This window comes from Sporolactobacillus inulinus (assembly GCF_006539285.1).
Lineage (GTDB): Bacteria > Bacillota > Bacilli > Bacillales > Sporolactobacillaceae > Sporolactobacillus > Sporolactobacillus inulinus.
This window is the reverse complement of record NZ_BJMS01000039.1, coordinates 18,356-30,628: the sequence shown is the minus strand read 5'-3', so window position 1 is coordinate 30,628 and position 12,273 is coordinate 18,356. Positions and strand designations below refer to the sequence as shown.

Genomic DNA, 12,273 nt, shown 5'->3' with positions numbered 1-12,273 from the left:
TTTTGACTGTCCAGTTAGAAAAAGCAAACAGATAAAAGAGATCAGAAAAGTCAGAGCGTCGATCCCAAATCCAATTGGAGCAGACCAAATCGAGACAATCAGACCACCTGTTGCCGGGCCAATCAGCCGCATTGCTTGAATACTTAACTGATTGAGTGCATTTGCCGAAGTGCGGATATTAGGGGTGAACACGGTTGCACGCAATGCGGAAAAGGCCGGCAGAAATAGCCCATCCATGATGCCCAGCACAATTGCGATCAAGGTCATCACGTGAATGGTCAAGGCGTTGTTCAAACCAAGCCCCATGATCAGGGCAGCCATTGCGCAACGCATGAGATCTGCAAAGCGCATTAGTTTTGCTCGATTGAATTGATCAACGATGATCCCGGCAAAAGGAAGCATGATGACATTTGGCAGCATATACGCTGTCATCACAAGACCCATTGAAACTGTAGATTGCGTGAGCGAGTAAACCAGAATGGGCAAAATGATTCCAGAAATCGATGACCCGAATACTGAGAGTGTGTTCCCAATCCATAACGCACGAAAAGCGTGTGACTGATAGAGGGGCTGAAAAAATTGGGGAACACTTTTCCTTGAAAAAGCTGCGGATGTTTTTGCTTGCCTTGTCATGTTCGTCACCTCAAAAGACTTGATACAAACAATACCCTAACATTGTATCGCAAACGCGATTCATCAGCTCAATTTTTTTATTACAGCGAAAATTGGAATACAGACAGAGAAGGGTTTGCGCCCACAATTTTGTCTTAAGTATTTTGCGGATTGTGGTAAAATTAACATGACATTAAGCTGAGTGGTCAAGCGCTGAATGAGAATAAGGATGTGTTATTATGGATGGCTTAACTGAGACAAAGAAGCGTTCAAAGGAAATTTTCAAGGGACGAATTGTGCATTTATTTTTGGATGAAGTGGAGTTGCCTAATGGTAAGTCGTCCACGCGTGAAGTAGTGAAACACCCGGGGGCAGTAGCGATTATCGCCGTGAATAAGGAAGGGAAGCTGCTTCTTGTTCGCCAATACCGCTATCCGCTGGATCAAGTGATCTATGAAATACCGGCAGGCAAACTGGAACCTAATGAAGACCCCGATGACTCAGCAATGCGCGAGTTGGAAGAAGAAACCGGCTACCGCTGTGAAAAGATGGAAAAGGTCGCCTCGTTTTATTCCTCACCCGGTTTTTCTGATGAACTGCTTCATGTTTACTTCACCGATACACTGATCGAAGGGAAGCAGCATTTGGATCCAGATGAATTTCTTGAGTTAAGCGCCGCAACGGTTGCGGGAGCGGAAAAAATGGTTGCTGAGCATCAAATCTATGATGCAAAGTCGGTATATGCGGTGCAATTCTTGAAACTACGTACGTTACAAACAAAAAAGTGAAAGAATGCGTGAATCTCTCGCAGCGGGCATAGATTTCTTTCTATCTCATAGAATAGGATTATAGATTTCAGATGTTCGAATCCTGTCGGGAGGTTACGCACATGTTCTCACAGCGGATCAAAATTGCGTTGAAGCAGCATATCAGCGATTATCTTTCTCTTTATACTTTTGTCACCGGGCTAATCCTCATGGGGATTATTTTCGGTGCAATCGTTGTAAACTGTCTGTCCTATGAATCAAAAAGCAATTTGCTGCATTATTTACAACAATTTTTTGGTGAATTGGCGCAGCATCAGATCGCTGAACCTCAAGCTTTATTTAAAGAGAGCTTTCTGCATCATTTTCAATTGATCCTATTAATCTGGGTGCTTGGTCTATCTATAATCGGTCTTCCAGTTATATTCTTACTGGTTTTCATTAAAGGGATGTTTCTTGGCTTTACGGTCGGCTTTTTGATTAGTCAGATGGGATCAAAGGGACTGATGGCTGTTCTCGTCAGCATTTTCCCTCAGAACTTGATCATTCTGCCGAATTTTTTATTTATAGCCGTACTCTCCGTTGCCTTTTCATTGAAAATGATCCGACAATTATTAATGAGGACACGAAAGCACCCGCTTTTGCCGCAATTTATCAATTATGCAATCGTATTAGCAGCTGTATGCTTCGTTGCGGTAATCGCTTCAGGGTATGAATCTTATCTGTCTCCTGCGCTGATCCGTATTTTCATCTCATGAGCGGAGAACCGCTTCTTTTTTTAAAAAAAACAATTATAATTTGAAAGTAATTATCTCTAATTGACACTGTTATCAATAAGGATTATAATTTTTTTGTGAAAACAAATGATCTTATTGATAATAGAAGCCTTTTTTGAACAATCCTAATGATCGAGAATAGGATGGTTTGGTTCGGAGAAGCAGCTCAATTGTTTGTGGGTCATCGATGCGTGAAGGGGGCGCTTTTGTGGAAGGCAGGATTAACCGGATTAAAAAACAGCTTCATGGACAGAAGTATAAGCTGACGCCACAACGAGAAGCGACAGTTCGAGTCTTGCTGGAGAACGAGCAAGATCACCTCAGTGCTGAAGATGTCTACCTGCTCGTTAAAGAGAAAGCACCAGAAATCGGACTGGCGACCGTTTATCGAACCCTTGAATTGTTAACAGAACTTAAAATTGTAGACAAAATTAACTTCGGCGACGGAGTGGCACGATACGACCTGCGCCGCGAGGGAGCAAGCCACTTTCACCACCATTTGGTCTGCGTTGAATGCGGTTCAGTTGATGAAATTCAGGAAGATTTACTGAGTGAAGTAGAAAAGGTTGTTGAACGTAAGTGGCATTTTAAAGTGAAGGATCATCGTCTGACCTTTCACGGCATCTGCCATCGATGCTTGGAAAAGCACGAAGAAGAAAGTCGATTAAATAAAGAAAAATCGTATCTTCAGGAGACAGAGAAAGTATAACTGTTCCTGTTTTCAAGCAGCCTGAGTGAATCAGACTGTTTTTTCATATCTGTCCTTTCGACAACTAATCGATAAGAGAGCGTCAGCGTCAAGAGAAAAAGGTATGCCTTTTTCGCAATATTCTCTGCTCTGTTTCATAGGATGAACTAAGATCCATTTGGTGGATGAGCGGAGATGAATGAATTGAACCTATTCTTTCGTATCAGTGCTGAACTAATTAAGGTTATTTTTCTCTTTACATTTTTTACAGCACTTTTTTATTATGGACTTACGGGAATGGACAACGTTCAAGAATACCTGCACCGTTATGATGAACCTGATTCAGGGGCGGTTAAAGTGACACGCACAATAGACATCGGGCTTCATGAAGCAGACAGGAACGATCAAGGCGGACAACTTCCGCTTTCACGCTTTTTTGAATTTATAAGAGATGGAGAATAAGCGAATTGAAAAAGAGTCTGGACAACTTCTTGTTACAACTTGCTGATGAACGCGGTTTATCAGAAAATACAATTGATGCTTATCGAGGCGATTTGTCTCAGTATCTCGAATTCGTAGAGCGATCGAACTGCAGGCAATGGTGCGACGTAACCAATGTGATGGTGATGAACTACCTTTATTCTTTAAAGGATCGGGGGCTGGCTCCGGCGACTCTTGCCCGAAAGGCTGCGGCAGTGCGTGGTCTGCACCGTTACCTGCTCAGAAGCGGGCAAACGGATAATGATCCCGCTTATACGCTCAATCACTTGACTAAAGCCTCTGAAAAATTTCCCCCGGCCGTGTTGTCACTGGATCAAATGGAGCAGCTTCTTTCCGCACCGGATCAAACATCGCGAACAGGAAAACGTGATCATGCCATGCTTGAAGTGCTCTATGCAACAGGCATGCGTGTTTCCGAATGCATTAAGTTAAATCGCGAGCATGTCAATCTAGAGATGGAATTTGTCCGTTGTTGCGGAAGTCGCAATCATGAACGCGTGCTTCCGCTTAATGGGCAGTCTGTGCAGGCATTGCGGGAATACATAGGTGACAGAGACCAAGATCCGGCTAAAGAAGCACCGGATCGGCCTCTTTTTCTAAATCGGTTGAATAAAAGGCTGTCTCGGCAAGGTGTTTGGAAGATCCTGAAATATTATGCAGTACAAGCAGGGATCAAAGATCAATTTTCTCCGGAAACGATCCGCCAGTCGCTAACCGCTCATCTGTTCGCAAATGGAGCACCGATCGAATTTGTCGATGAATTGATGGGACGAGCACCGCATGCATCGGCACTGCGTTTTCCGCGCTCGCGTCGGCAGCCCTTAAAAAAGATCTACATGGCGTACCATCCACGTGCAAAAAAAGAAAATGAATGATTCAAGACAGGAGCGATCTTATGAAACAAATCGAAGAAGTAATGATGAAGGTTAGGGAAGCAACCGCATCTAAACCCACAGTTGGGTTGATTCTTGGATCAGGGCTCGGTGATTTGGCTGACCAAATGCATCAGGCGGTACGCATTCCTTACCATTCTCTGCCTCATTTTCCAGAATCAACGGTAAAAGGGCACAAAGGACAATTTGTCATTGGCGAACTTGAGGACAAAATTGTCGTAGCGATGCAAGGGCGTTATCATCACTATGAAGGCTATTCTCTAAAACAAGTGGCTTTTCCTGTATACGTCATGAAGGCAATGGGCGTGAAACAATTAATTGTTACCAATGCATGCGGCGGGATCAACACTGAATTTAACCCAGGAAATCTGATGTTGATTACCGATCATATTAACATGCTCGGTGACAGCCCACTCATTGGCGCAAATGATGAAGCGTTGGGGCCTCGCTTTCCGGACATGTCCCATGCATATAGTCCTCGGTTGATCCAAAAAGCCAAGGAATTGGCAGAACAACACAACATAGAGGTTAGGGAAGGCGTCTATCTGGCTACTCATGGGCCTCAATATGAAACGCCTGCAGAAATTCGCATGATGCGCGTTATGGGGGCAGACGCGGTCGGCATGTCAACGGTTCCTGAGGTGATTGCCGCCAGTCATCTTGGACTGGAGGTTCTTGGTATTTCTTGTATTACCAATATGGCTTGCGGAATTTTAGATCAACCGCTCTCCCATAAAGAAGTTATTGAGACGGCGGATCGCGTAAGAAATGACTTTACTGCACTGATTCGGTCGCTCATCCGTTCAATATGACTTTTTCGTCTGTTATAGGGCATCTCAACGTTCGCTTGCGCCGTTGAGATGCCCTTTTTATTAAGCTAAGATTTTGCCCCGTCTTCAAACCCATAGACCAGTGTCTTGGCCAAGAATCAAAGCGGAGGTACTCTGGCGCCTGCGGGATCGCGCCTTGTTGATGCGTGCCAGCGAGACCCCGCAGATTCTTGCCCTGTCTGAGGAGGCTCGCGGTGCGCCCGCGGCAAGCGAGCAGTTGGAGTGTCGTTCGTGCACAACACGGAAGTCACAGCATCCTGCGGAAGTAAAGCGAGGGAGAGATTCCGCTTATCAACGTGAAAAACGTGAAAATGGGAGATTTTGCTTTGCATAACCAAAAAATCTCCGCTTATATTACGAGTTACTTAATTAAAGACCAGAAGACTAGAATTCCCGCCTCGGTTCTGTTCCAGGTAAAGAAACATTCTTGACCCGCTTGAGGGGTGCGGGTCACCGCTTGAATGAAAATACCATTAAGATAAAGCGTCTCACTTGTATTTACGTACAAAGTCTGTGGTTTTTGGGCATGCAAAAGACGGCGCGTCCAACTGCCGTTCCTCACCACGAGTGTCTATCAACCTGACAATGGCTACATGATTCTAAAGAAACCATTGAATAAATCTCCTGTTTTTTCTCCTCATATACGGTATAAAAGCAATGGGTATGGACAAAATGTTATGGAGCATAATGAGGGGGTTTTTTATGAAGGTATTTTCTGTTTGGATGATCTGTGCCTCACTTCTTTTTGCCTCTTTTGTTCCTGCGGGATCGGCCTTTGCCGAACAAAAGAATAAGGCCGATCAGGAGGATGGTAAACTAAAATCAGCAATTGTTATGGAGCAGGAAACAGGGAAGATATTATTTGCAAACAATGAAAATAAAAAGCTTCCACCGGCGAGTATGACCAAGGTGATGACACTGCTGCTCATTTTTAAGGCACTGAAAAGTCACCAGCTTACCTTGAAAGATAAAATCAATGTGAGTGAGCACGCGGCATCAATGGGCGGCTCTCAAGTGTTCCTTGAACCCGGTGAATCGATGACGGTAGATGAAATGCTCAAAGCAATTTGTATCGCTTCAGCCAACGATGCTTCTGTCGCGATGGCAGAACATATAGCCGGGTCAGAAAAGGCATTTGTTGAAAAAATGAATCATGAAGCAGAACGACTGGGGATGAAAAACACCCATTTTGTCAACCCAACAGGTCTTCCGGTAGCCAATCATTACACGACAGCGCATGACATGGCGATTATGGCACGCGCGCTGATAAAGTTCCCAGAGGTTCTTCATTATACTTCAAAATATGAAGACTATTTGCGCGAGAATACGGATAAGAAATTTTGGTTGGTCAATACAAATAAATTGATTAAAACCTATCCAGGCGCAGATGGATTAAAAACTGGCTTTACAAACGATGCAAAATATTGTTTAACAGCAACAGCGCAAAGAAATGGGATGCGCGTTGTGGCGGTCGTAATGGGAGCGCCGACCCCTAAAGAGCGCAACAAGGAGATTGCCGGTTTCATGGATAATGCTTTTGCAAACTATTCAACGAAACTGCTTTTAAAAAAACATAAACCAGTAGCGATGGCTAAAGTGAATAAAGGAGATCAAGCGCAAGTTCCGATTGTCACGCAGCAGCCCACAGTACTGCTCCTAAAAAAAGGTGAGGGTACGAAAGGTATCGAAAAAACCATCAAGATGAACAAAGCGCTTAAGGCTCCAATAAAGTCAGGGACAGTTGTCGGTCAATACATTGTGATGAAAAAGGGAAAAGTCCTATCAAAAACGCCGCTTATTGTTAAGGATCAAGTCAAGCGCGCGACGTGGTGGCAGTTGTTTAAGCGGAGTGCCGGATCTATTTTAACCCACTAAGGCTCTAGGGAAGGAATGGCTATTTTGGCATGTTCATGACGGTTTTGACGAAAAGGCACTAGTTCTGTCGGCAGGCAGGAGTAGGTGAGAAGAAAAGAGAACTGAATATATAAATAAATGGATCGCCGGTTCGTTGGACGGTTCATGGAGGGAGGAGCAGCATTGAGTCTGAAAACAGAGTTAGAAGTGAAGTATGGGGTGCTGTGTATCCGGCTTGAAGGTGAGCTTGATCATCATACTGCCGATGAATTGAGGGAAAAGGTCAACCGTGTTATGGATGAGCAAATGGTGCAGCATATCTTGTTAAATCTAGGGAATCTCACATTTATGGATAGTTCAGGCCTAGGCGTTATTCTTGGACGATACAAACGCATTTCAGGGCTTGGCGGAGAAATGGTTGTCTGCTCGATTTCTCCAGCCGTACGACGGCTTTTTGAACTAAGCGGTATGTTTAAAATTCTCCGACTTGAAACTGATGAAGACTATGCACTTCACACTTTGGGGGTGGCCTGAATGAGAAACAAGATGTCGCTAACCTTTTCGGCTGTCAGTGAGAATGAGTCTTTTGCCCGTGTCACCGTTGCGGCATTCGTCGCGCAGCTCGATCCAACGCTTGATGAACTAACGGAGATTAAAACCGTGATCTCTGAAGCAGTTACGAATTGTATCATTCATGGTTATGGGAACAGCGGTGTTGGTGATGTAACGATAAAAGCCGTTCTTGAGGACGGCAATGTGACGGTATCGGTGCATGATGACGGTGTTGGGATTAACGATGTAGAGAAGGCGAAACAGCCGCTCTACACAACGAAGCCGGAGTTGGAACGCTCAGGAATGGGCTTTACAATCATGGAAAACTTTATGGATCATGTCACGGTTGAGACTGAGGAAGGCAAAGGAACAACGATCATCATGACCAAGGAAATTGCCCAAAATCGAGCGGTATGCAAGTAGGGAGACATGCAAATGGAGCTTGATCGAAAGACGGCATCTAAGGAACCGTTGCTTGATGATGATGAAGTTAAGAAGCTGATTAAACAAAGTCAGGCGGGAGATCATGATGCGCGCGACCGACTCGTTCAGAAGAATATGAGGCTGGTCTGGTCGGTCGTCCAGCGTTTTATCAACCGCGGTTATGAGCCGGATGATCTGTTTCAGATCGGCTGTATTGGTTTGCTGAAATCGGTTGATAAATTCGATCTTTCTTATGACGTTCGTTTTTCTACTTACGCGGTACCGATGATCATCGGAGAAATTCAGCGCTTCATTCGTGATGATGGGGCGGTTAAAGTCAGCCGCTCGTTAAAGGAAACCGGAATCAAGGTGCGAAAAAAGAAGGACGAGTTATCGAAACGATTCGGGAGAAATCCAACAATTAGCGAATTAGCTGAGGCATTGGAACTGTCTCCCGAAGATGTGGTGCTTTCTCAAGAAGCAATCCGTGCCCCGTCATCGATCCATGAAACGGTTTTCGAAAACGATGGAGATCCAATTACCATTCTGGATCAGATTTCAGACACTGAGGGCGGAAAATGGTTTGACCAAATGATCGTCCGGGAAGCTGTCGAACAATTGAATGAGCGTGAGAAACTGATCGTGTATCTTCGTTATTTTAAAGATCAGACACAAACAGAGGTTGCGCAGCGACTTGGTATCTCGCAGGTTCAGGTCTCACGTCTTGAAAAAAAAATACTCGAAGAGATCAAAAGCCAGATGGCCGAATAACGGTTATCCGGCTTTTTTCGTTTTTCACTTCATTACGCCGCTATGTTTTACTTTCCAATCCACCAATTCTCACACTTGAGCATAATTTAAACCACTTGGCAGATACTAAGAATCAGTACGATTCGGAAGGGAGTATCTGCTTATGCTTAATGATCCCAAAAATTATAAGGAAAACGTCAAAGCGTATCAGCCGAAGGTGCCTTACTTTATGAATTGTTTCAAGGCCTTTTTGGTTGGCGGCTTGATCAGTTTGATTGGTCAGGGTGTGCAAACTTTTTATATGCATGTTTTTCATTTTTCAAAACAAACTGCAGGAAATCCTACGGTAGCCACACTGATCCTGGCTTCAGCACTTCTGACTGGCTTTGGTATTTACGACAAGATTGCTAATTTTGCCGGAGCGGGAACCATTGTTCCGGTGACCGGATTTGCAAATTCGATTACAAGCAGTGCGCTGGAACATAAGAACGAGGGTGTCGTGCTTGGAATCGCGACAAACTTGTTTCAACTGGCCGGTGAAGTCATTGTTTTCGGGGTTGTGTCTGCAGCGGTATTAGGCATCGTTCGGCTATTTATTGAACATTTATTCTGAGGAGGCGTGAACGCTTGAGTAAAGTTAGAAAACAAACTTGGCGATTCGATCAACCGATTTATTTGGGTGCGACTGGTACAGTCGTAGGGCCTCTGGAAGCGAGGGGACCATTATCCGCAAGTTTTGATAAGTGTTATGAACATCTTCATTGCGGCCAAAAATCGTGGACAGAAGCCGAACGAGCTTTACTCCGACGGTCGATCTCGTTTTGTTTGGCAAAAGCGGGAAAAGCAGAGGGAGACATCGATCTCTTTCTCGCAGGCGATTTAATGGATCAAACCGTGACGTCAAATTTCATTGCCCGAGAGAACCGAATTCCGTTTCTCGGCATGTTTGGTGCCTGTTCAAGCTCAATGGAAACATTGGCAACCGGAGCAATGCTGGTTGACAGTGGCTTCGCGGACAACGTACTCTGTGCCGTCAGCAGCCATAATGCAACTGCCGAGAGGCAATTTCGTTATCCAACGGAATACGGTGGCCCGACAAAACTGACCCAAACGTTTACCGTTACGGGAGCAGGTGCTGCGCTGCTAACCAAAGAGCCTGGAAAAGTGAAAGTTAAGGAAGCGACAATTGGAAGAGTGATTGACTGGGGAATTAATGATGCGGCGAATTTGGGAACGGCGATGGCTCCTGCAGCAGCAGATACAATATGGACCCATTTTCAGGATACAGGCAGAACACCTGATGATTATGATCTCGTTGTTACCGGTGACTTATCAGGTGTTGGTTCGCCGATTTTAGATGAGATTCTTTTAGAAAAGGGTTTAGATATCAGTTCCATTCACCAGGATTGCGGAACGATGATTTATACGTCTGATCAGCCGGTAAGTGCAGGAGGAAGCGGCTGCGCCTGTTCCGCAGTCGTGACCTATGGTTATTTATTTAACAGATTGGCGGAGGGTTCGTTAAAGCGCGTTCTAGTGGTCGCGACTGGGGCGCTGCTTAATAGTTCGACTCCAAAGGAGAAGGATACGATCCCATGTATCGCACATGCCGTGCTTTTGGAATCAGCTAAGGAGGGTTAATCATGATCTTTGTCTATGCTTTTCTCGTCGGTGGGGGAATTTGTGTTGTCGGACAACTGCTTATGGATGTGTTCAAATTGACGCCTGCCCATGTTGTTGCCACCTTTGTAGTTATAGGTGCTGCTTTGGATGTCTTTGGTATCTACGATCATCTTATTGAGTTCGCTGGGGCCGGCGCGACCGTTCCAATAACAAGTTTCGGCCATTCTTTGCTTCACGGAGCGATGGCGGAAGGCCATGAGCACGGTTATCTAGGTATTGCAATGGGCATTTTTAAATTGACTTCAGCAGGGATTACTTCTGCAATACTCTTCGGATTTATTGTTGCTCTGATTTTTAAACCGAAGGGATGAGTCGCTGGATGGAGGATTCGATAGAATGGAAAAACAAGCAACCAAACTAATAAGCAAAGTAATCACAGATAATGCGGATCAAATGCAGCAGATTCTTGACATCGGTCCCCATAATTTTGATGTCGGGGTGCGTGAAATCAGGATACTTGGTAGAGATTGCCGAATATACTATACCAACAGTCTGGTGGACTCGAGCATCCTTGTCGTTATGATGCGGGAATTCATGCGTTTTTCGAGTGAAAATGAGAAAAATGTACACGTATTTGAAGAGATCAAACAGCATTTAGTACATCAGCAGGTTGAAGAAGTGACAACACTTAATGATTCGATCGACAAAATGCTGACAGGGCGCATCGTTATTTTTATTGATGGCGAATCAACAGGCTTGTGCATTGATCTTCGGCACTATCCGGGACGAACGCCGCAAGAACCGGATGTAGAAAAAGTTGTGCGTGGTTCTAAGGATGGATTTACAGAAAATATTATTGAAAATTCAGGTCTGATCCGAAGGCGCATTCGTGATCCTCGCTTTCGTTGTGAAATTTTACAGATCGGCGTCCGTTCAAAAACAGATGTCTGCATTTGTTTCTTGAAGGATGTCGCTAATCCAGGATTAATCAAAACAATTCGTAAGGAATTAAAGGCGATTGATGTTGACGGGATCCCGATGGCTGATAATGCTGTTGAAGAATTTATCTTAAGGCAGGGATGGAATCCTTTCCCACTTGTCCGCTACACGGGACGACCAGATGTCGCGGCTGTTCATCTTCTTGAAGGGCACATCGTCCTTATTTCGGATACATCGCCAAGTGTCATGATTTTGCCGACAACGCTTTTTCACCATGTTCAGCATGCGGAGGAGTATCGACAAGTAACCGCTTCAGGAGCGCTGCTGCGCTGGTTTCGTTTTATGGCGATTCTTGCTTCCATTTTTCTTGTTCCATTATGGCTGCTTATTGTAACGGATCATCTACTCCCAGATTTTCTTAATTTCATTGGGCCGAATGATAAGGATTATCATATCCCCTTGATCCTTCAGATTCTGATTGCGGAAGTGGGGATTGAAACGCTTCGACTTGCAGCGATTCACACGCCTACCGCATTGTCGACGGCACTCGGTCTCATTGCAGCTGTTTTGATCGGACAGATTGCCATCGAAGCAGGGATATTTGTACCCGAAGTCATTTTATATACTTCGGCAGCCTCCATCGGTGGTTTTGCGACACCAAGTTACGAGCTTCAGTTAGCGAACAAAATGGTAAGAATCCTATTAATCTTAGCGGTTGGTTTCTTTCACGTCCCTGGATTTATGTTTGCTTCAACCTTATTCATCATCTACTTGGCGCATGTTCGCAATATGAATACCCCATATTTGTGGCCGTTCATCCCGTTTAATCCAACCGGTCTCTTTAATATCGTCATTCGCCGTGCTTTGCCAACTTCGGTTATCCGTCCGAGCATTGTACGTCCTATGGATAAATACCGCCAGCCTGCGAAAAGCAAGACGAAGTAAACCTTGTCTTGAGCCGTTAATCATGATAAACTATCACTAAAATTTTGTACGTATTTTTCAAGAGATCAGGCGGGAAAAAGGGTGCACTGTTTAGATACGATAGTGGACTCTTTGTCTAGAAAT

Annotated in this window: 15 protein-coding genes; 14 read left to right on the top strand and 1 reads right to left on the bottom strand. The window is 44.7% G+C overall.

The features are described 5' to 3' along the window. Positions 1 to 633 (bottom strand): MFS transporter (locus tag SIN01_RS07375; protein ID WP_141306029.1); only part of this gene is annotated, 633 nt, incomplete at its 3' end. 218 nt (positions 634 to 851) lie between these two features. Between SIN01_RS07375 and SIN01_RS07370 the strand changes: the two genes are divergently transcribed. The 14 genes from SIN01_RS07370 to SIN01_RS07305 all read left to right on the top strand — a co-directional run bounded on the left by SIN01_RS07370 (position 852) and on the right by SIN01_RS07305 (position 12,150). Further along, on the top strand, positions 852 to 1,400 hold the full coding sequence (locus tag SIN01_RS07370) for an NUDIX hydrolase (protein ID WP_010027285.1): 549 nt from the start codon (positions 852 to 854) through the stop codon (positions 1,398 to 1,400). A 101-nt stretch (positions 1,401 to 1,501) separates the two neighbouring features. Then, the gene (gene spoIIM / locus SIN01_RS07365; protein ID WP_010027286.1) at positions 1,502 to 2,134 is read left to right on the top strand and encodes a stage II sporulation protein M; all 633 of its coding nucleotides are present in this window, start codon (positions 1,502 to 1,504) and stop codon (positions 2,132 to 2,134) included. Between the two features lie 226 nt (positions 2,135 to 2,360). Beyond that, positions 2,361 to 2,861, top strand: a complete 501-nt coding sequence (gene fur / locus SIN01_RS07360; RefSeq protein WP_010027287.1) for a ferric iron uptake transcriptional regulator — start codon at positions 2,361 to 2,363, stop codon at positions 2,859 to 2,861. A 174-nt stretch (positions 2,862 to 3,035) separates the two neighbouring features. Then, positions 3,036 to 3,302, top strand: coding sequence for a DUF4227 family protein (locus tag SIN01_RS07355; RefSeq protein WP_010027288.1), 267 nt, complete (start codon positions 3,036 to 3,038; stop codon positions 3,300 to 3,302). Between the two features lie 5 nt (positions 3,303 to 3,307). Further along, entirely contained in the window at positions 3,308 to 4,216 is a 909-nt protein-coding gene (locus SIN01_RS07350) for a tyrosine-type recombinase/integrase (protein WP_010027289.1), read from the top strand. Positions 4,217 to 4,236: 20 nt separating this feature from the next. Beyond that, positions 4,237 to 5,046, top strand: a complete 810-nt coding sequence (locus tag SIN01_RS07345) for a purine-nucleoside phosphorylase (RefSeq protein WP_010027291.1) — start codon at positions 4,237 to 4,239, stop codon at positions 5,044 to 5,046. 720 nt (positions 5,047 to 5,766) lie between these two features. Next, entirely contained in the window at positions 5,767 to 6,939 is a 1,173-nt protein-coding gene (locus SIN01_RS07340; protein WP_052766821.1) for a D-alanyl-D-alanine carboxypeptidase family protein, read from the top strand. Positions 6,940 to 7,101: 162 nt separating this feature from the next. Further along, positions 7,102 to 7,452 (top strand): anti-sigma F factor antagonist, encoded by a 351-nt coding sequence (spoIIAA, locus tag SIN01_RS07335; RefSeq protein ID WP_010027231.1) that lies wholly within the window; start codon positions 7,102 to 7,104, stop codon positions 7,450 to 7,452. Beyond that, positions 7,453 to 7,893: an anti-sigma F factor gene (gene spoIIAB, locus SIN01_RS07330; protein ID WP_010027230.1), complete on the top strand. Its 441-nt coding sequence runs from the start codon at positions 7,453 to 7,455 to the stop codon at positions 7,891 to 7,893. Between the two features lie 12 nt (positions 7,894 to 7,905). Beyond that, positions 7,906 to 8,664 carry an RNA polymerase sporulation sigma factor SigF gene (gene sigF, locus SIN01_RS07325; protein WP_010027228.1) on the top strand — a complete coding sequence of 253 codons (759 nt, stop codon included), beginning with the start codon at positions 7,906 to 7,908 and terminating at the stop codon, positions 8,662 to 8,664. A 142-nt stretch (positions 8,665 to 8,806) separates the two neighbouring features. Beyond that, positions 8,807 to 9,256, top strand: coding sequence for a stage V sporulation protein AC (gene spoVAC / locus SIN01_RS07320; protein WP_010027226.1), 450 nt, complete (start codon positions 8,807 to 8,809; stop codon positions 9,254 to 9,256). Positions 9,257 to 9,270: 14 nt separating this feature from the next. Beyond that, complete coding sequence (gene spoVAD, locus SIN01_RS07315; protein WP_010027225.1) at positions 9,271 to 10,284, top strand: stage V sporulation protein AD; 1,014 nt, start codon at positions 9,271 to 9,273, stop codon at positions 10,282 to 10,284. 2 nt (positions 10,285 to 10,286) lie between these two features. After that, positions 10,287 to 10,637, top strand: a complete 351-nt coding sequence (gene spoVAE, locus SIN01_RS07310; RefSeq protein WP_010027223.1) for a stage V sporulation protein AE — start codon at positions 10,287 to 10,289, stop codon at positions 10,635 to 10,637. Between the two features lie 25 nt (positions 10,638 to 10,662). Beyond that, positions 10,663 to 12,150 carry a spore germination protein gene (locus SIN01_RS07305; RefSeq protein WP_047034859.1) on the top strand — a complete coding sequence of 496 codons (1,488 nt, stop codon included), beginning with the start codon at positions 10,663 to 10,665 and terminating at the stop codon, positions 12,148 to 12,150. The last annotated feature ends 123 nt before the right edge of the window (positions 12,151 to 12,273 follow it).

What these genes read in the sequence shown, in the direction of transcription:
- sigF (WP_010027228.1), top strand. Translation starts at nt 7,906, where the DNA reads ATGGAGCTTGATCGAAAGACGGCATCTAAGGAACCGTTGCTTGATGAT.
- SIN01_RS07340 (WP_052766821.1), top strand. Translation starts at nt 5,767, where the DNA reads ATGAAGGTATTTTCTGTTTGGATGATCTGTGCCTCACTTCTTTTTGCC.
- spoIIAB (WP_010027230.1), top strand. Translation starts at nt 7,453, where the DNA reads ATGAGAAACAAGATGTCGCTAACCTTTTCGGCTGTCAGTGAGAATGAG.
- SIN01_RS07370 (WP_010027285.1), top strand. Translation starts at nt 852, where the DNA reads ATGGATGGCTTAACTGAGACAAAGAAGCGTTCAAAGGAAATTTTCAAG.
- SIN01_RS07305 (WP_047034859.1), top strand. Translation starts at nt 10,663, where the DNA reads ATGGAAAAACAAGCAACCAAACTAATAAGCAAAGTAATCACAGATAAT.
- SIN01_RS07345 (WP_010027291.1), top strand. Translation starts at nt 4,237, where the DNA reads ATGAAACAAATCGAAGAAGTAATGATGAAGGTTAGGGAAGCAACCGCA.
- SIN01_RS07355 (WP_010027288.1), top strand. Translation starts at nt 3,036, where the DNA reads ATGAATGAATTGAACCTATTCTTTCGTATCAGTGCTGAACTAATTAAG.
- spoIIM (WP_010027286.1), top strand. Translation starts at nt 1,502, where the DNA reads ATGTTCTCACAGCGGATCAAAATTGCGTTGAAGCAGCATATCAGCGAT.
- spoVAE (WP_010027223.1), top strand. Translation starts at nt 10,287, where the DNA reads ATGATCTTTGTCTATGCTTTTCTCGTCGGTGGGGGAATTTGTGTTGTC.
- spoVAC (WP_010027226.1), top strand. Translation starts at nt 8,807, where the DNA reads ATGCTTAATGATCCCAAAAATTATAAGGAAAACGTCAAAGCGTATCAG.